At 66.5% G+C, this 17,064-nt stretch carries 16 protein-coding genes; 3 read left to right on the top strand and 13 right to left on the bottom strand.

Features of this window, described 5'->3' with window-relative positions; translation table 11 throughout:
* Window positions 1–78: 78 nt before the first annotated feature.
* The 3 genes from rpoD to rpsU all read right to left on the bottom strand — a co-directional run bounded on the left by rpoD (window position 79) and on the right by rpsU (window position 4,334).
* On the bottom strand, window positions 79–1,923 hold the full coding sequence (rpoD, locus tag AAG092_RS09450; RefSeq protein WP_110680314.1) for an RNA polymerase sigma factor RpoD: 1,845 nt from the start codon (window positions 1,921–1,923) through the stop codon (window positions 79–81).
* Between the two features lie 68 nt (window positions 1,924–1,991).
* Complete coding sequence (dnaG, locus tag AAG092_RS09445) at window positions 1,992–3,977, bottom strand: DNA primase (RefSeq protein WP_373389473.1); 1,986 nt, start codon at window positions 3,975–3,977, stop codon at window positions 1,992–1,994.
* A 141-nt stretch (window positions 3,978–4,118) separates the two neighbouring features.
* The gene (gene rpsU, locus AAG092_RS09440) at window positions 4,119–4,334 is read right to left on the bottom strand and encodes a 30S ribosomal protein S21 (protein WP_021702507.1); all 216 of its coding nucleotides are present in this window, start codon (window positions 4,332–4,334) and stop codon (window positions 4,119–4,121) included.
* A gap of 201 nt (window positions 4,335–4,535) precedes the next feature.
* Between rpsU and tsaD the strand changes: the two genes are divergently transcribed.
* Window positions 4,536–5,561, top strand: coding sequence for a tRNA (adenosine(37)-N6)-threonylcarbamoyltransferase complex transferase subunit TsaD (gene tsaD, locus AAG092_RS09435; protein ID WP_373389472.1), 1,026 nt, complete (start codon window positions 4,536–4,538; stop codon window positions 5,559–5,561).
* Window positions 5,562–5,581: 20 nt separating this feature from the next.
* On the opposite strand, the gene plsY is transcribed toward tsaD, so the two are convergent.
* Window positions 5,582–6,151 (bottom strand): glycerol-3-phosphate 1-O-acyltransferase PlsY, encoded by a 570-nt coding sequence (plsY, locus tag AAG092_RS09430; protein ID WP_373389471.1) that lies wholly within the window; start codon window positions 6,149–6,151, stop codon window positions 5,582–5,584.
* Window positions 6,152–6,226: 75 nt separating this feature from the next.
* On the opposite strand from plsY, the gene folB reads away from it, so the two are divergent.
* Window positions 6,227–6,580 carry a dihydroneopterin aldolase gene (folB, locus tag AAG092_RS09425; protein WP_373389470.1) on the top strand — a complete coding sequence of 118 codons (354 nt, stop codon included), beginning with the start codon at window positions 6,227–6,229 and terminating at the stop codon, window positions 6,578–6,580.
* A complete protein-coding gene (gene folK / locus AAG092_RS09420) occupies window positions 6,577–7,110 on the top strand; it encodes a 2-amino-4-hydroxy-6-hydroxymethyldihydropteridine diphosphokinase (protein WP_373389469.1) in 534 nt (177 codons plus the stop codon). The genes folB and folK overlap by 4 nt, the downstream gene beginning before the upstream one ends.
* Window positions 7,111–7,127: 17 nt before the next feature.
* Here the strand turns inward: folK and AAG092_RS09415 are convergent, their stop codons facing one another.
* From AAG092_RS09415 to pdxA, 9 genes are all read right to left on the bottom strand, one after another.
* Window positions 7,128–8,360 (bottom strand): multifunctional CCA addition/repair protein, encoded by a 1,233-nt coding sequence (locus tag AAG092_RS09415; RefSeq protein ID WP_373389468.1) that lies wholly within the window; start codon window positions 8,358–8,360, stop codon window positions 7,128–7,130.
* Between the two features lie 49 nt (window positions 8,361–8,409).
* A complete protein-coding gene (locus AAG092_RS09410; protein ID WP_110680308.1) occupies window positions 8,410–9,975 on the bottom strand; it encodes a SpoVR family protein in 1,566 nt (521 codons plus the stop codon).
* Between the two features lie 10 nt (window positions 9,976–9,985).
* Window positions 9,986–11,257, bottom strand: coding sequence for a YeaH/YhbH family protein (locus AAG092_RS09405; protein WP_373389467.1), 1,272 nt, complete (start codon window positions 11,255–11,257; stop codon window positions 9,986–9,988).
* 101 nt (window positions 11,258–11,358) lie between these two features.
* Window positions 11,359–13,281 carry a PrkA family serine protein kinase gene (locus AAG092_RS09400; RefSeq protein WP_110680306.1) on the bottom strand — a complete coding sequence of 641 codons (1,923 nt, stop codon included), beginning with the start codon at window positions 13,279–13,281 and terminating at the stop codon, window positions 11,359–11,361.
* Between the two features lie 266 nt (window positions 13,282–13,547).
* Window positions 13,548–13,877 carry a thiosulfate sulfurtransferase GlpE gene (gene glpE / locus AAG092_RS09395; RefSeq protein ID WP_373389466.1) on the bottom strand — a complete coding sequence of 110 codons (330 nt, stop codon included), beginning with the start codon at window positions 13,875–13,877 and terminating at the stop codon, window positions 13,548–13,550.
* Complete coding sequence (locus AAG092_RS09390; RefSeq protein WP_373389465.1) at window positions 13,874–14,698, bottom strand: symmetrical bis(5'-nucleosyl)-tetraphosphatase; 825 nt, start codon at window positions 14,696–14,698, stop codon at window positions 13,874–13,876. The genes glpE and AAG092_RS09390 overlap by 4 nt, the downstream gene beginning before the upstream one ends.
* The gene (gene apaG / locus AAG092_RS09385) at window positions 14,698–15,078 is read right to left on the bottom strand and encodes a Co2+/Mg2+ efflux protein ApaG (RefSeq protein WP_373389464.1); all 381 of its coding nucleotides are present in this window, start codon (window positions 15,076–15,078) and stop codon (window positions 14,698–14,700) included. The genes AAG092_RS09390 and apaG overlap by 1 nt, the downstream gene beginning before the upstream one ends.
* 31 nt (window positions 15,079–15,109) lie before the next feature.
* Window positions 15,110–15,922, bottom strand: a complete 813-nt coding sequence (gene rsmA, locus AAG092_RS09380) for a 16S rRNA (adenine(1518)-N(6)/adenine(1519)-N(6))-dimethyltransferase RsmA (RefSeq protein WP_373389463.1) — start codon at window positions 15,920–15,922, stop codon at window positions 15,110–15,112.
* 130 nt (window positions 15,923–16,052) lie between these two features.
* A complete protein-coding gene (gene pdxA, locus AAG092_RS09375; protein WP_373389462.1) occupies window positions 16,053–17,045 on the bottom strand; it encodes a 4-hydroxythreonine-4-phosphate dehydrogenase PdxA in 993 nt (330 codons plus the stop codon).
* Window positions 17,046–17,064 lie beyond the last annotated feature (19 nt).

Here is a 17,064-nt window from a genome sequence, read left to right as displayed (position 1 = left end):
TTCCGGAGAGCGCTAGAGGTTTTTCCAGTGTAGTCGGCGCGCATGCAAAAACCCCGGCCTGTGCCGGGGTTTTTGTCATCACTCGTCGAGGAAAGAGCGCAGATGCTCGCTGCGGGTCGGGTGACGCAGCTTGCGCAGCGCCTTGGCCTCGATCTGGCGGATACGCTCGCGGGTGACATCGAACTGCTTGCCGACTTCCTCGAGGGTATGGTCGGTGTTCATGTCGATGCCGAAGCGCATGCGCAGCACCTTGGCCTCGCGGGCGGTGAGTCCGGCCAGGACCTCGCGCGTGGCTTCCTTGAGGCTTTCCACGGTAGCCACCTCGATCGGCGACTGCATGGTGGAGTCCTCGATGAAGTCGCCCAGGTGCGAATCTTCGTCGTCGCCGATCGGCGTCTCCATGGAGATCGGCTCCTTGGCGATCTTCAGCACCTTGCGGATCTTGTCCTCGGGCATCTCCATGCGCTCGCCCAGCTCTTCCGGGGTCGGCTCGCGGCCCATTTCCTGGAGCATCTGGCGGGAGATGCGGTTGAGCTTGTTGATCGTCTCGATCATGTGCACCGGGATGCGGATGGTGCGCGCCTGGTCGGCGATCGAGCGGGTGATCGCCTGGCGGATCCACCAGGTGGCGTAGGTCGAGAACTTGTAGCCGCGGCGGTATTCGAACTTGTCCACCGCCTTCATCAGGCCGATGTTGCCTTCCTGGATCAGGTCGAGGAACTGCAGGCCGCGGTTGGTGTATTTCTTGGCGATGGAGATCACCAGGCGCAGGTTGGCCTCGACCATTTCCTTCTTGGCGCGGCGGGCCTTGGCCTCGCCGATGGACATGCGGCGGTTGATGTCCTTGATCTCGGCGATCACCAGGCCGGCGTCGGCCTCGATGGCGGCCATCTTCTCCTGGCAGCGCTGGATGTCGCCCAGCAGGTTGCCGATCGCCTCGGCGTACTTGGCCTTGCCCTTGGCCAGGCCGGCGGCCCAGTCCTGGGCCACTTCGTTGCCCGGGAACAGGCGCAGGAAGTCGGCGCGCGGCATGCGCGCGTCACGCACGCACAGCTGCATGATGGCGCGTTCCTGGGCGCGGACCTGCTCCAGCGAGCCGCGCACGCGCTCGACCAGGGCGTCGAACTGCTTGGGCACCAGCTTGATCGGCATGAACAGCTCGGCCAGGGCCAGCTGCTCCTTCTCCGCCTGCTTGCTGCCGCGGCCATGCTTCTTCAGGGCCTTGCGGGTCTTCTCCAGCTGCTCGGCGACGGCGCCGAAGCGACGGGCCGCCTCTTCCGGATCCGGGCCGCCATCGCCCTCGTCGTCGGAATCGCTGTCGCCTTCCTCGTCCTCTTCCTCGTCATCCTTGGCCTCGGCGGCGGCTTCCTTCAGCTCGGGCTCGACTTCCTCGGCCGGCAGGTTGCCGTCGTCCGGATCGATGTAGCCGCTGAGCACGTCGGACAGGCGACCGCCCTCACTGGTGACGCGCTGGTATTCGGCGAGGATGCTGTCGACGGTGCCGGGGAAGTGGGCGATGGCGCCCATGACTTCGCGGATGCCTTCCTCGATGCGCTTGGCGATCTCGATCTCGCCTTCGCGGGTCAGCAGCTCGACGGTGCCCATTTCGCGCATGTACATGCGCACCGGGTCGGTGGTGCGGCCGATGTCGGTCTCGACCGCGGCCAGGGCGGCGGCGGCTTCCTCGGCGGCGGCTTCGTCGGTATCGGCTTCGGCCAGTAACAGGGCATCCGCATCCGGAGCGCTCTCGAATACGTTGATCCCCATGTCGTTGATCATGCGGATGATGTCTTCCACCTGTTCCGGATCGGAAATATCCTCCGGCAGGTGGTCGTTGACCTCCGCGTAAGTCAGGTAACCCTGCTCACGACCACGGCTGATCAACTCTTTCAAACGAGACTGCTGTTGCGCTTTTCCGGACATAGCACCCTATCCATTGAAGGTCTTGGCGGGCTGAAAAATAAGCTGACTATTATAGCCGAGCATTGACCTCACGCGCCAGCTGAGGTCGGGGAGACGGGGGATGCGCCGCGGCTGAGCAGGTCGCGCAGCTGCTCTTTTTCCTCTGCGCTCAACTCGCTTTGACGGGCCTTGCGCAGCAGTTGTTCCAGACTGCGCTCGCGCTGACGGCCTACAAGGCTAGTTATAGTGTCGAAAAACTGTTGTTCAAGGTTGTCGGCGGAAATCAGCCACTCCTTCTCCGCCAGGGCGCGCAGCAGGCGGCCCTGTTCGGTGCCATGCCAGCGCGCGATCAGTTGCAGCGAGCGCAGCTTGGGGCTCTTCTGCAGGGTGCCGACCAGGGCCACCAGCAGCTGGGCATAGGTGTCGTCTTCGGCGGCGAAATGGCTGACATCCTCGACCTTCTGCGCCAATTGCGGGTGGTGCAGCAGGGTGCGCAAGGCGGTCAGGGTCGGCGACTCGACGTGCACCGGCTTGCGCGGTGGGGCGTTGTCGCGCCCGCCTTTCTTCCAGTCGCCGCCCTTTTTCCACTCGCCATCCTTCTTCCAGGATTTGCCCTCGCCTTTCTGCCAGGGCTTCTTGTTCTCGTAGGCCTCGGCCGGTGGCTCAATGTAGCTGGCGTAGTCGGCGATGTCGCCGTAGTCGGGCTGGGCGTCGTAGTAGTGGCCGTGATCTGCTGCCGGCTCATGGCTGGCGGCTGCACCCGGTGGAGTGCTCTGCGCGACCTGCTGCAGCATCTCGCCGGACAGGCCGGTGATTTCGGAGAGGCGCTGGCGCATCAGGGCGCGCAGGTGGTTGCCGGGGATCTTTTCGATCAGTGGCGCGGCCAGGGTGACCAGGTGCGCCTTGCCTTCCAGCGAGCGCGGATCGGCTTCTTCGGAGAGCTGCTGGAAAAAGTAGTCGGCCAGCGGCTGGGCGTGTTGGTTGATGCGCGCGCGGAAGGCATCGGTGCCCTCGCTGCGCACCAGGGTGTCCGGGTCCTCACCCTCGGGCAGGAACAGGAAGCGCGCACGGCGACCGTCCTGCAGGTTGGGCAGGGTCGCCTCCAGGGCGCGCCAGGCCGCCTTGCGTCCGGCGGCGTCGCCGTCGAAGCAGAACAGTACGCTGGGCACCAGGCGGAACAGGCGCTTGAGGTGCTCCTCGCTGGTTGCCGTGCCAAGCGTCGCCACCGCGTTGCGCAGGCCCTGCTGGGCCAGGGCAATGACGTCCATGTAGCCCTCGACCACCATGATCTCGTCGAGGTCGCGGTTGTTCTTGCGCGCCTCGTACAGGCCGTAGAGCTCCTGGCCCTTGTGGAACACCGGGGTCTCCGGGGAGTTCAGGTACTTCGGCTTGTCGTCGCCGAGCACGCGGCCGCCGAAGGCGATGACGCGGCCGCGGCTGTCGCGGATGGGGAACATCACGCGGTCACGGAAGCGGTCGTAAATGCGGCCGTTCTCGGCGTTCTCGATCAGCAGGCCGGCGTCGATCATGGCCTTCTGCTGCAGCTTGTCGCCGGCCAGGTGCTTGTGCAGGTTGTCCCAGCCCGGCGGGGCGAAGCCCAGGCCGAAGTCGCGGGCGATCTCGCCGGTCAGGCCGCGGCCCTTGAGGTAGTCCACGGCCGACTTGCGCGTCGGGTGGCTCTTCAGGGCCTGGCGATAGTAGTCGGCGGCGGCCGTCAGCAGCGGATAGAGCGGCGAGTCGGTGGGCTGGCGCGGGGTGCGGCCGCGGCCGCTGTCCTCGCGCGGGATGTCCATGCCGGCGCGCTTGGCCAGTTCCTCGACGGCCTGGGGGAAGTCCAGGCTGTCGTGGTCCATGACGAAGCCGAGGGCATTGCCGCCGGCGCCGCAGCCGAAGCAGTAGTAGAACTGCTTGTCCGGGCTGACGCTGAAGGAGGGGGTCTTCTCCTTGTGGAAGGGGCAGCAGGCCGTGTAGTTCTTGCCGGCCTTCTTCAGCTGGATGCGCGAACTCACCACCTCGACAATGTCGGTGCGGTTGAGCAGATCATCGATGAAGGACTGCGGGATCAGACCGGCCATGGCTCGTCAGCGTGGGTTGCCGAAGGCGGCAGCATAAACGAAAAAACTCCGTTCAACGCCGACTGGCGAAGCGGAGTCCAGAAATGCAAAGCCCGGCCGGAGCCGGGCGTTGCGGAAGCCTTTGGCGGCGCGACTGATAACTCAGTACAGGCGCTCGCGGCGGCGCTGCTCGCGCTGCACTTTCTTGGCGTGACGCTTGACCGCGGCGGCGGCCTTGCGCTTGCGCTCGGTGGTGGGCTTCTCGTAGAACTCGCGGCTGCGGACTTCGGCCAGGACGCCGGCTTTCTCGCAGGAGCGCTTGAAACGACGCAGAGCTACGTCGAAGGGTTCGTTCTCTTTAACTTTGACGGCTGGCATCCAGGTCGTACCTTCACTGTTTTACCGAATGGACGACGCGATCCGGCAAGGGCACGGGAATACGTCGGTTTTCAAGGGCTGCGGATATTAACGCCTCGCGCTGCGGAATGCAAAGCCTCTGATCGAAAAGCGCTGGCCCGGCCCAGGGGCGCCGATTATCATGCGCGCCTCCGAATTTCTCCTGATCAAAGGCGCAAACCCATGCTGGTGCTGGGCTTGGAAACTTCCTGCGATGAAACCGGCGTTGCCCTCTACGACAGCCAGCGCGGCCTGCTGGCCGACGCCCTGTTCAGCCAGATCGACCTGCATCGCGTCTACGGCGGCGTGGTGCCGGAGCTGGCCTCGCGTGACCACGTCAAGCGCATGCTGCCGCTGATCCGCCAGGTCATGGGCGAGGCCGGCGTGGACGCCGCACAGATCGAGGCCATTGCCTACACCTCGGGTCCGGGGCTGGTCGGTGCCCTGCTGGTCGGCGCGGCGTGCGCCCAGGCGCTGGCCTTCGCCTGGAACATTCCGGCGGTCGGCGTGCACCATATGGAGGGCCACCTGCTGGCGCCCATGCTGGAAGAGGCGCCGCCGGCCTTCCCGTTCGTCGCCCTGCTGGTTTCCGGCGGGCACACCCAGCTGGTGCGGGTCGATGGCATCGGGCGCTACCAGATGCTCGGCGAGTCGGTGGACGATGCCGCCGGCGAGGCCTTCGACAAGACCGCCAAGCTGATGGGGCTGAGCTATCCGGGCGGCCCGGAAATCGCCCGCCTGGCCGCTGCCGGCACGCCGGGGCGCTTCACCTTCCCGCGGCCGATGACCGACCGCCCCGGCCTGGACTTCAGCTTCAGCGGCCTCAAGACTTTCACCCTGAATACCTGGCAGCAGTGCCGCGAGGCCGGTGATGCCAGCGAGCAGACCCGTGCCGATATCGCCCTGGCCTTCCAGGAGGCGGTGGTCGATACCCTGACCATCAAGTGCAAGCGCGCGCTCAAGCAGACCGGCCTGAACAGCCTGGTGATCGCCGGCGGGGTGAGTGCCAACCAGGCCCTGCGCCAGTCCCTGGAGCAGATGCTGGGCGGCCTCAAGGGCAAGGTGTTCTACGCCCGTCCGCGTTTCTGCACCGACAACGGCGCGATGATCGCCTATGCCGGCTGCCAGCGCCTGCTGGCCGGGCAGCACGAGGGGCCCGCGATTGCGGTGCAGGCGCGCTGGCCGATGGAGCAGCTGCCGGCCATATGAGCCGGGCTCATGGGCGCGACTCAGAAGTGTCGTTCGCGTCCGGCCAGGAGGTCGCGTAGATTGCCGCGATGGCGCCAGACGATCAGCCCGGTCAGCACGCACATCGGCAGCAGGGCGCCCGGCTGCTGCCAGGCCAGCAGGGGCAGGGTCAGCGGTGTGGCGATCAACGAGGCCAGTGAGCTGGTGCGAGTGAGGAAGAAGGTCAGCGCCCAGGCGGCGAGGGCCAGCAGGGCGGCCGGTGGATAGAGACCGAGCAGCATGCCGGCGGCGGTGGCCACGCCCTTGCCGCCCCTGAAGCGGAAGTACAGCGGGTAGAGGTGGCCGATCACGGCGGCCAGGCCGATCCAGGCCTGCTGCTGCACGGTGAGGTCGAGCAGGCCGGCGATCAGTACCGGCAGCAGGCCCTTGGCCAGGTCGCCGAGCAGGGTCAGCACGGCCAGTTTCCTGCCGGCCACCCGCAGCATGTTGGTGGCGCCGGGGTTGCCCGAGCCGCTGGCGCGCGGATCCGGTGCGCCGCTCAGGCGGCTGAGCAGGATGGCGAAGGACAGCGAGCCGAGCAGGTAGGCGAGCAGTGCCAGCAGCCAGAACATGGTATCCATTCCGGGGCGAGTGAGCCCCGATTCTAGCGGCGGGACGCGGGTCTTGTCGTGCAGCGGAGACGAGGTTTGGACAAGGTTTTCATCGAAGGTCTGGAAGTCGACACCCTGATCGGCGCCTACGACTGGGAGCGTGGCATTCGCCAGTGCCTGCGCCTGGACCTGACGTTCGCCTGGGATATCCGCCCGGCCGCCGCTGCTGACGACCTGAGCAAGGCGCTCGACTACGCCGCGGTGAACCAGCAGGTGCAGGCCTTCGCCGCCGCCGCCCGTTTCGAGCTGGTGGAGACTTTCGCCGAGCGCCTGGCCGAACAGTTGCTGGCGCAGTTCGGCATGCCCTGGCTGCGCCTCAGGGTGACCAAGCCCGGCGCCAATGCCCAGGCCCGCGCGGTGGGCGTGGAAATCGAGCGTAGTCGAGCATGACCGTCATCTTCCTCGGCCTGGGCAGCAACACCGAGCGCGAGTCGCGCCTGGTCGCCGGCCTCGATGCCCTGGCCGGCTTCCTCCACGACCTGCGTTGCTCGCCGGTGTTCGAGAGCCGCCCGGTGGGGATCAGGAGCGGCAACTTCTACAACCTGGTGGTCAGCGCGCGCACCGATCTGTCGCTGGCCGAGCTGGATCGTCGACTCAAGTTCATCGAGGCCGACAACGGCCGCTACGCCCCCGAGCGCAAGGGGCTGCCGCTGGATATCGACGTGCTGCTGTATGGCGACCTGGCCGGCAGTTTCGATGGCCTGGAGCTGCCGCGCGCGGAAATCCTCAGGAACGCCTTTGTGCTCTGGCCGCTGGCGCTGCTGGCGCCCGATGCGCTGCATCCGCTGGCCGGCAAACCCTTCGCCGAGCTGTGGCGCGAGGCGCGGATCGACCAGCAGCTGTGGCCGGTACCCTTCACCTGGCGCGGCGCCGAGCTGACGCCGGCCGCGCTGATCCAGGCCAATCCAGCGCCTCTGTAGCCCGGATTGCCCCCGGGCTATGCGGGCTGAGCGTTTGCCTTGTAGGTCTTGAGTGCCTTCAGTCGCTCGCCCTTGAGCGCCTCGCCCAGCTCCGCGCCCTTCAGGCCGCGCGCCACCAGCGGCTGCACCGCCACCGCGCGGGCGGCCTGCATGGCGCCGCGCAGGTAGGCCGACTGCGGGTAGTCGCGCTCTTCCAGGCCGAGGCGTCCACGGGCGTCCATCTCGCAGGCGGCGAGAAAATCCTCGAAGCGCTGTGGCCGGCGGTACACGTCGAAGCTCTGCAGCAACTCCAGCAGGGTGCTGGCGCGCAGCTCGAGGGCGCGATGGCCGTGGGTGTGGTACTCGCCGACCAGCAGCGCCAGTTCGGCGCAGTCGCGCGGCGCCTTGCAGCGCCGGTTCACCGCTTCGATCAGCCTGAGCCCGCGGGTTTCGTGGGCGATATGCCGCGGCCATTCCTCCGTCGGCGTGCGGCCCTTGCCCAGGTCATGCAGCAGGCAGGCCCAGCGCACGCTCAGCGGCTGCTCGTGGAGGGCGCACTGCTGCAGCACCATCAGGCAGTGCAGGCCGGTGTCCACTTCCGGATGGTGCGCCTCGGGCTGCGGCACGCCGAACAGGGCATCGAGCTCCGGCAGCAGCTCGGCCAGGGCGCCGCAGTCGCGCAGCACCTGGATGAACACGTCCGGACGCGGCTCCATCAGGGCGCGCGAGATTTCCTTCCAGCTGCGCTCGGCGGTCAGCGCCTGCAGCTCGCCGGACTCGGCCAGCTGGCGCATCAGTTCCAGGGTCTCGTCGGCGACGCGGAAGCCCAGCGGCGCGTAACGGGCGGCGAAGCGCGCCACCCGCAGCACCCGCAGCGGATCCTCGGCGAAGGCCGGGGAGACATGGCGCAGCACGCGGTCCTGCAGGTCGCGCTGGCCACCATAGGGATCGGTGATGCGGCCCTGGTCATCCTCGGCCATGGCGTTGATGGTCAGGTCGCGGCGGATCAGGTCCTCTTCCAGGGTGACGTCCGGGCTGGCGTGGAAGGTGAAGCCGCCGTAACCCTTGCCCGACTTGCGCTCGGTGCGGGCCAGGGCGTACTCCTCGCCCGTCTGCGGATGGAGGAAGACCGGGAAGTCGCTGCCCACCGGGCGGAAGCCACGGGCCTGCATGGCCTCGGCGCTGGCGCCCACCACCACCCAGTCGGTGTCGACGACCGGGCGGCCGAGCAGGCGGTCGCGCACGGCGCCGCCAACCTTGTAGATCTGCATGTCGATTCCTCCGTTGCGGCGGAGGATAAGCGAAAAAGCGCCGCGGGGCTCAGATCGGCGGAATCACCAGGTCCAGGCGCGGGTATTCGTTGTCGCCGTCCTGCTCGCCTCGGGGCGGCACGTGCTGCACGCCGACGATCTGGTCGCCGCGCATGCTCTCCAGGTGGATGTCGAAGCCCCACAGGCGGTGCAGGTGCTTGAGCACCTCGGCGGTGGACTCGCCCAGCGGTTTGCGCTCGTGCTGGAAGTGGCGCAGGGTCAGCGAGCGGTCGCCGCGGCGATCGACGCTCCAGATCTGCACGTTGGGCTCGCGGTTGCCCAGGTTGTACTGCGCCGCCAGGGTCTCGCGGATCTGCCGGTAGCCGGGCTCGTCGTGGATGGCCGGGATCAGCAGGTCGTCCTGCTGGTCGTCGTCGAGCACGCTGAACAGCTTGAGGTCACGGATCACCTTGGGCGAGAGGAACTGCAGGATGAAGCTCTCGTCCTTGAAGTTGGCCATGGCGAACTTGAGGGTGCTCAGCCAGTCGCTGCCGGCGATGTCCGGGAACCAGCGCTTGTCCTCCTCGGTGGGGTGCTCGCACATGCGGCGCAGGTCGCTGTAGATGGCGAAGCCCAGGGTGTAGGGGTTGATGCCGCTGTAGTAGGGGCTGTCGAAGCCGGGCTGGTAGATCACGCTGGTGTGCGACTGCAGGAACTCCATCATGAAGCCTTCGGTGACCAGGCCCTCGTCGTACAGGTCGTTCATCAGGGTGTAGTGCCAGAAGGTCGCCCAGCCCTCGTTCATCACCTGGGTCTGGCGTTGCGGGTAGAAGTACTGGGCGATCTTGCGCACGATGCGGATCACCTCGCGCTGCCAGGGTTCCAGCAGCGGCGCGTGCTTCTCGAGGAAGTACAGGATGTTCTCCTGCGGTTCGGCCGGCCAGCGCTTGCTGTCCTGCTCGTGGCCCTTGCTGGCGCTCTTGGGGATGGTGCGCCAGAGGTCGTTGATCTGCTTCTGCAGGTGCTCCTCGCGCTCCTTCTGGCGGCGCCGTTCCTCCTCGGCGGAGATCGGGTAGGGGCGCTTGTAGCGGTCCACGCCGTAGTTCATCAGGGCATGGCAGGAGTCGAGCAGGTCCTCCACCGCGTCGATGCCGTGGCGCTCCTCGCACTGCATGATGTACTGCTTGGCGAACACCAGGTAGTCGATGATCGAGCTGGCGTCGGTCCAGGTGCGAAACAGGTAGTTGCCCTTGAAGAAACTGTTGTGGCCGTAGCAGGCGTGGGCGATCACCAGGGCCTGCATGCACATGGTGTTCTCTTCCATCAGGTAGGCGATGCAGGGGTCGGAGTTGATCACGATCTCGTAGGCCAGGCCCATCTGCCCGCGCGAGTAGCCCTTCTCGGTGGCCAGGAAGTGCTTGCCATAGGACCAGTGGTGGTAGCCCAGCGGCATGCCGACCGAGGCGTAGGCGTCCATCATCTGCTCGGCGGTGATCACCTCGATCTGGTTGGGGTAGGTGTCCAGCGCGTAGCGCTCGGCGATGCGGGCGATTTCACGGTCGTACTGGCGGATCAGCTCGAAGGTCCACTCCGAGCCGGTGGAGATCGGTTGGCGTCTTTTCTCGGCTGCGCTCATGGTGCTGCCCTCAGGTGACCAGGCGGCGCTGGAACAGCTCGCGGAACACCGGGTAGATGTCCGCGGCGGAGACCAGCTGCTGCTGGGCGAAGGATTTGGCGAAGGATTCGCCGACCTGCTCGTACTCGTACCACAGCGCCTGGTGCTCGCGCGGGGTGATCTCGACGTAGGTGAAGTACTGCACGAACGGCATGATCTGGTTGATCAGGATGTCGCGGCACACTGGCGAGTCGTCGTTCCAGTTGTCGCCGTCCGAGGCCTGGGCGCCGTAGATGTTCCACTCGTTGGTCGGGTAGCGCGCGGCCATGATCTCCTGCATCAGCTTGAGCGCGCTGGAGACTATGGTGCCGCCGGTCTCGCGGGAGTAGAAGAATTCCTCCTCGTCCACTTCCTTGGCACTGGTGTGGTGACGGATGAACACCACCTCGATGCGCTCGTAGTTCCGCTTCAGGAAGAGGTAGAGAAGGATAAAAAAGCGCTTGGCGATGTCCTTGGTGGCCTGGGTCATGGAGCCGGAGACGTCCATCAGGCAGAACATCACGGCCTTGGAGCTGGGATTGGGCTGCTTGACCAGCAGGTTGTACTTGAGGTCGAAGGTGTCGAGGAAGGGGATGCGGTTGATACGCACGCTGAGCCGTTCGATCTCCGCCTCCAGCGCCTGGATGTCGCCCAGGTTGTCCGGTTCCTCGCGCTTGAGCCGCTCCAGCTCAGCCTTGGCCTCGCGCAGCTTGCTGCGGCTGGAGCCGGACAGGGCGATGCGCCGGGCGTGCGCCGAGCGCAGGGTGCGGACGATGTTGATGCGCGAGGGGTTGCCCTCGTTGCTGATGCCGGCGCGCACCGTCTTGAAGGTGTCGGTGCCGGTCAGGTGGCGCTTGACCAGGTTGGGCAGCTCCAGGTCCTCGAACATGAAGTCGAGGAATTCCTCCTGGGTGATCTGGAAGACGAACTCGTCCATGCCCTCGCCGGAGTTGCTCGCCTTGCCCGGCCCGCGCCCGCCACCGCCGCCCTGGGGGCGCTGCACATGGTCGCCGGCGTTGAATTCCTTGTTGCCCGGGTGCACGGTGGTCTGCCGGCCGCCACGGCCGTGGTGCAGCACCGGCTCGTCGATGTCGCGGCCGGGAATGCTGATCTGCTCGCCGTGCTCCATGTCGGTGATGGAGCGCCGGCTGACGGCCTCCTCCACGGCCTTCTTGATGTGTTCACGGTAACGCCGCAGGAAGCGCTGGCGGTTCACCGTGCTCTTGTTCTTGCCGTTCAGACGCCGGTCGATGACGTAGCTCATGAATGCTCCTCAGGGCCTGGCCCGCACGGCAGAGCCGGCACGGGCAGGTCCGAACGCGACGGCGACCGGCACCGCGGCCATGCCGCGGCGCCGATGGCAGACTACTGCGACTTGCGAACCCGCAGATACCATTCCGACAGCAGGCGTACCTGCTTCTCGGTGTAGCCGCGCTCGACCATGCGTTTGACGAAGTCGTTGTGCTTCTGCTGGTCCTCCTTGCTGGCCTTGGCGTTGAAGCTGATGACCGGCAGCAGGTCCTCGGTGTTGGAGAACATCTTCTTCTCGATCACCACGCGCAGCTTCTCGTAGCTGAGCCAGGTGGGGTTCTTGCCGTTGTTGTTGGCGCGGGCGCGCAGCACGAAGTTGACGATCTCGTTGCGGAAGTCCTTCGGGTTGCTGATGCCGGCCGGCTTCTCGATCTTCTCCAGCTCCTCGTTGAGGGCCACGCGGTTGAGGATCTCGCCGGTCTCCGGGTCGCGGTACTCCTGATCCTGGATCCAGAAGTCGGCGTACAGCACGTAGCGGTCGAAGATGTTCTGCCCGTACTCGCTGTAGGACTCCAGGTAGGCGGTCTGGATCTCCTTGCCGATGAACTCGATGTAGCGCGGCGCCAGGTACTCCTTGATGTAGCGCAGGTAGCGCTCGCGGGTTTCGGCGGGGAACTGCTCCTGCTCGATCTGCTGCTCCAGCACATACAGCAAGTGCACCGGGTTGGCGGCGATCTCGTGCGGGTCGAAGTTGAACACCTTGGAGAGGATCTTGAAGGCGAAGCGCGTCGACAGCCCGGCCATGCCCTCGTCCACCCCGGCGGCGTCGCGGTACTCCTGGATCGACTTGGCCTTGGGATCGGTGTCCTTGAGGTTCTCGCCGTCGTAGACGCGCATCTTCGAGTAGATGTTGGAGTTCTCCGGCTCCTTCAGGCGGCTCAGCACGGAGAACTGGGCGAGCATCTTCAGGGTGTCCGGGGCGCAGTGGGCGCTGGCCAGCGAGCTGTGGGTGAGCAGCTTGTCGTAGATCTTGATCTCGTCGGTGACGCGCAGGCAGTAGGGCACCTTGACGATGTAGATGCGGTCGATGAAGGCCTCGTTGTTCTTGTTGTTGCGGAAGCTGTGCCACTCCGACTCGTTGGAGTGGGCCAGGATGATGCCGCTGTAGGGCAGCCCGCCGAGGCCCTCGGTGCTGTTGTAGTTACCCTCCTGGGTGGCGGTCAGCAGCGGGTGCAGCACCTTGATCGGTGCCTTGAACATCTCGACGAACTCCATCAGGCCCTGGTTGGCTCGGCACAGCGCGCCCGAGTAGCTGTAGGCGTCGGCGTCGTTCTGCGGGAATTCCTCGAGCTTGCGGATATCCACCTTGCCGACCAGGGCGGAGATGTCCTGGTTGTTCTCGTCGCCCGGCTCGGTCTTGGCGATGGCGATCTGGTTGAGGATCGAGGGGTGCAGCTTGACCACGCGGAACTTGCTGATGTCGCCGCCGAACTCGTTGAGGCGCTTGGTGGCCCAGGGCGACATGATCGAGCGCAGGTAGCGCTGCGGGATGCCGTATTCCTCCTCGAGGATCTTGCCGTCCTCGTCGGCGTTGAACAGGCCGAGCGGCGACTCGAACACCGGCGAACCCTTGATGGCGTAGAAGGGGATGTGCTCCATCAGCGACTTCAGCTTCTCCGCCAGCGACGACTTGCCGCCGCCCACCGGGCCGAGCAGGTAGAGGATCTGCTTCTTCTCCTCGAGGCCCTGGGCGGCGTGGCGGAAGTAGGAGACGATCTGGTCGATGCACTCTTCCATGCCGTGGAAGTCGGCGAAGGCCGGGTAGCGGCGGATCACCTTGTTGGAGAAGATCCGCGACAACCGCGGATCGACCGAGGTGTCCAGCAGCTCGGGCGCGCCGATGGCCATCAGCATGCGTTCTGCCGCGGTGGCATAGGCGCTGCGGTCCGTCTTGCACAGCTCCAGATATTCCTGCAGGGAATATTCTTCCTGCCGAGTCGCTTCGAATCTTTGCTGGAAGTGGCTGAATATACTCATGACTGCACCTCGCTCGCTTGCGTGGAGCCGGCGCGGGTCATTCGGGCGGGTGCACGGGGCTTCGGCTGGTCAGCCGCGGGAAATCCCCCAGAACACCTCAAAGACGCTACCGATGGCCCGGAACCGGTGTGCCGGCTCTCCCTTTCTGGATGGCCTCGTCCTAAGAGTAGTTCGGTTTCGCCGGCGTCAAGGATGGCGAAAGGGTGACAAAGCATTGCCGTTCGTCGGCAGGCTTCGGCTGGCGCGGCTTTGCGCCGCGCAAAAAATTATTCGTGCTCGCCTTGGGCGACTTCGCCGGGGAACAGATTGCGCCACAGCTCGAAACCGCCATCCAGGCTGTACACCTCGGCGAAGCCCTGGTGCGCCAGGTAGGCGGCGGCGCTCTGGCTGGAGTTGCCGTGGTAGCAGGTGACGATCAGCGGCTGGTCGAAGTCGGCGGCGGCAATAAAAGCGGCCAGGCTGTGGTTGTCCAGGTGCTGGGAGCCGCGGATATGGCCGCTGGCGAAGCTCTGCGGGTCGCGGATGTCGACCACCACGGCGCCCTGCTCGCGCAGGGCCTGGGCCTGTTCCGGGGGAATGCGTTTGAATTCGCTCATCGGGCGATCTCCTTGCAGTCGCAGCGCAAGCGCTCGCGGCTGTCGATGTTCATCAGGGTCATGGCGCCGCCCCACACGCAGCCGCTGTCGAGGGCGAACAGGCCGGGCTCGTCGCACTGGCCTTCCAGCGCCGCCCAGTGGCCGAAGATGATCTTCTGCCCGCGGGTGCGCCGGTGCGGCCAGGCGAACCAGGGGGCGTAGCCGGGGGGGGCGGTGTCCACGCCTTCCTTGCTCTTCAGGTCGAGGGTGCCGTCCTCGGTGCAGAAGCGCATGCGCGTGAAGTAGTTGGTGATCACCCGCAGGCGGGTGATGCCGTGCAGGTCGCCGTCCCACTTGGCCGGCTCGTTGCCGTACATGCCGTCGAGGAACAGCGGCAGGCGGGCGTCGTCGCGCAGCACTTCCTCGACCTCGGCGGCGCGCTTGAGCGCCTTCTTCAGCGTCCACTGCGGCGCGATACCGGCGTGCACCAGGGCGATGTCGCGCTGCTCGTCGTAGTGCATCAGCTTCTGCTGGCGCAGCCACTCGAGCAGGTCGTGGCGGTCCGGCGCGTCGAGGATCTCCTGCAGGGTATCGTTCTTCTTCAGGCGCTCGACGTTGTGCGCCGCGGCCAGCAGGTGCAGGTCATGGTTGCCGAGCACGCAGACCAGCGAATCGCGCATGGCGAACAGGAAGCGCAGGGTCTCCAGCGACTGCGGGCCGCGGTTGACCAGGTCGCCGACCAGCCACAGCTTGTCCCGGGCCGGGTCGAAGGCGACCTGCTCGAGCAGGCATCGCAGCGGCTGCAGGCAGCCCTGCAGGTCGCCTACCGCATAGGTCGCCATCAGTGCAGGGCCCCCGGTACGGCCAGGCGGAACGGTGCGATGGGGGCCTCGAAGCGCTTGCCGTCGTCGGCGACCATTTGGTAGCTGCCATGCATGTTGCCGACCTGGGTCGCCATCACCGTGCCGCTGCTGTAGGTGTGGCTCTCGCCGGGCTGCAGGTGCGGCTGCTGGCCGACCACGCCGGCGCCGCGCACTTCTTGCACGCGGCCGTCGCCGTCGGTGATGATCCAGTGGCGGGTCAGCAGCTTGGCCGCCTGGGTGCCGCTGTTGCGGATGGTCACGGTGTAGGCGAAGGCGTAGCGGTTCTGCTCCGGAGTGGACTGCTCCGGCAGGTAGCGGGTCTCGACGCTGACGTCGATCTGGTAGGGCGATGCGGCCATCTGGGTGAACTCGGCAGGCTGGATAGGCAGTTTAGTCCGCTTGCGCGGTGCTCTGGCGTGCGGCCAGCTGGTCGGCCAGGCACACGAAGGCGGCCAGGTCGAGCTGCTCCGGGCGCAAGCCGCCATCCACCCCGGCGGCTTCGATGGCTTCGGCCGGCAGCAGCTGCTTGAGCGTATTGCGCAGGGTCTTGCGGCGCATGTTGAAGGCCTCGCGTACCACGCGCTCGAGCAGGCGATGATCCTTGGCCGGGTGCGGCAGCACTTCGTGCGGTACCAGGCGAACGATGGCCGAGTCGACCTTGGGCGGCGGGTTGAAGGCGCCCGGGCCGACGTTGAACAGGTGCTCCACCCGGCAGTGGTACTGGACCATGATCGACAGGCGGCCCCAGTCGCCACCACCCGGCTCGGCGGCCAGGCGCTCCACCACCTCTTTCTGCAGCATGAAGTGCATGTCGCGGATCAGCGGCGCGTTGTCCAGCAGGTGGAAGATCAGCGGGGTGGAGATGTTGTACGGCAGGTTGCCGACCACCCGCAGGCTGTGTGGCGCGGCCTGCAGGCGGGCGAAGTCGAACTTCAGGGCGTCGCCCTGGTTGAGCCGGAAGTGTGGGTTGGCGCCGAACTTGGCCTGCAGGATGGGGATCAGGTCGAGGTCCAGCTCGATCACGTCGAGTTGCGCACCGCTGCCCAGCAGGCCCTCGGTCAGCGCGCCCTGGCCCGGGCCGATCTCCAGCAGGCGCTCGCCCTCCCTGGCGTGGATGGCGCGCAGGATGCGGTGGATGACGCCGGCATCGTGCAGGAAGTTCTGGCCGAAGCGCTTGCGCGCGCGGTGTTGGTATTCGGACATGGGTACGGCTCCAAGCTTCAAGCCACAAGCTCAAAGCGCAATGCAAAGAGCGCCAGTTTAGCAGCCCAGCGCGTGGGCTCTAAGCGTCTAAGCGCGAGCGAACTGGAGAAAAACCAGGCGCAGCCGATCGTCAGCTGCGTGCGGCGGCCATCTGGTAGGCGGTCTCCAGGGCCACTCGCAGGCTGCCGGTATCCACCCGTCCGCTGCCGGCCAGGTCCAGGGCGGTACCGTGGTCGACCGAGGTGCGGATGATCGGCAGGCCCAGGGTGACGTTGACCGCCGCGCCGAAGCCCTTGTACTTCAGCACCGGCAGGCCCTGGTCGTGGTACATGGCCAGCACCGCGTCGCACTGTTCGAGGTGCTTGGGGGTGAACAGGGTGTCGGCCGGCAGCGGGCCGATCAGCTCCAGGCCCTCGCCGCGCAGGCGCTCCAGGGTCGGTTCGATCACCTCGATTTCCTCGCGGCCCAGGTGGCCGCCTTCGCCGGCGTGCGGGTTGAGGCCGCAGACCAGGATGCGCGGCTGGTCGATGCCGAACTTCTCCACCAGGTCGGCGTGCAGGATGCGGGTGACCCGTGCCAGGCGCTCGGCAGTGATGGCGGCGGCGACGTCCTTGAGCGGCAGGTGGGTGGTCACCAGGGCCACGCGCAGGCCGCGGGTGGCCAGCATCATCACCACCTGCTCGGTTGCGGTCAGCTCGGCGAGGAATTCGGTATGGCCGGAGAAGGGGATGCCGGCCTCGTTGATCACGCCCTTGTGTACCGGCGCGGTGATCATCCCGGCGAAGGTGCCGTCGAGGCAGCCCTGGCCGGCGCGGGTCAGGGTCTGCAGCACATAGGCAGCGTTGTGGGCATCCAGCTGGCCCGCTACGACGGGTGCCTGCAGCGGCGTGTCCCAGACATACAGGCTGCCGGCCGGGGCCGGAACACCCGGCCAGTTACCGGGGCCGACCTCACGCAGTTCGATGTCCAGGTCCAGCCGGGCGGCGCGCTCGGCCAGCAGCTCGCGGCTGGCCACTGCCACCAGCGCCTCGGGCTGCGCCTCGCGGGCCAGCAGCAGGCACAGGTCGGGGCCGATGCCGGCGGGCTCGCCGGGGGTCAGGGCAAACAGGCGGGAAGTGGTCATGGTCGGCCTCGTTGGGAAT

This window comes from Pseudomonas alcaligenes, assembly GCF_041729615.1.
Taxonomy (GTDB): domain Bacteria; phylum Pseudomonadota; class Gammaproteobacteria; order Pseudomonadales; family Pseudomonadaceae; genus Aquipseudomonas; species Aquipseudomonas alcaligenes_B.
This window is presented reverse-complemented; position numbering and strand designations above follow the sequence as displayed.

Bases quoted from the DNA above. Each gene is read 5' to 3' on its own strand.
- rpoD (WP_110680314.1), bottom strand. From the start codon at position 1,923: ATGTCCGGAAAAGCGCAACAGCAGTCTCGTTTGAAAGAGTTGATCAGC.
- AAG092_RS09415 (WP_373389468.1), bottom strand. From the start codon at position 8,360: ATGCAGATCTACAAGGTTGGCGGCGCCGTGCGCGACCGCCTGCTCGGC.
- AAG092_RS09390 (WP_373389465.1), bottom strand. From the start codon at position 14,698: ATGGCGACCTATGCGGTAGGCGACCTGCAGGGCTGCCTGCAGCCGCTG.
- folK (WP_373389469.1), top strand. From the start codon at position 6,577: ATGACCGTCATCTTCCTCGGCCTGGGCAGCAACACCGAGCGCGAGTCG.
- tsaD (WP_373389472.1), top strand. From the start codon at position 4,536: ATGCTGGTGCTGGGCTTGGAAACTTCCTGCGATGAAACCGGCGTTGCC.
- AAG092_RS09410 (WP_110680308.1), bottom strand. From the start codon at position 9,975: ATGAGCGCAGCCGAGAAAAGACGCCAACCGATCTCCACCGGCTCGGAG.
- plsY (WP_373389471.1), bottom strand. From the start codon at position 6,151: ATGTTCTGGCTGCTGGCACTGCTCGCCTACCTGCTCGGCTCGCTGTCC.
- apaG (WP_373389464.1), bottom strand. From the start codon at position 15,078: ATGGCCGCATCGCCCTACCAGATCGACGTCAGCGTCGAGACCCGCTAC.
- rsmA (WP_373389463.1), bottom strand. From the start codon at position 15,922: ATGTCCGAATACCAACACCGCGCGCGCAAGCGCTTCGGCCAGAACTTC.
- AAG092_RS09400 (WP_110680306.1), bottom strand. From the start codon at position 13,281: ATGAGTATATTCAGCCACTTCCAGCAAAGATTCGAAGCGACTCGGCAG.
- pdxA (WP_373389462.1), bottom strand. From the start codon at position 17,045: ATGACCACTTCCCGCCTGTTTGCCCTGACCCCCGGCGAGCCCGCCGGC.
- rpsU (WP_021702507.1), bottom strand. From the start codon at position 4,334: ATGCCAGCCGTCAAAGTTAAAGAGAACGAACCCTTCGACGTAGCTCTG.
- AAG092_RS09405 (WP_373389467.1), bottom strand. From the start codon at position 11,257: ATGAGCTACGTCATCGACCGGCGTCTGAACGGCAAGAACAAGAGCACG.
- dnaG (WP_373389473.1), bottom strand. From the start codon at position 3,977: ATGGCCGGTCTGATCCCGCAGTCCTTCATCGATGATCTGCTCAACCGC.
- glpE (WP_373389466.1), bottom strand. From the start codon at position 13,877: ATGAGCGAATTCAAACGCATTCCCCCGGAACAGGCCCAGGCCCTGCGC.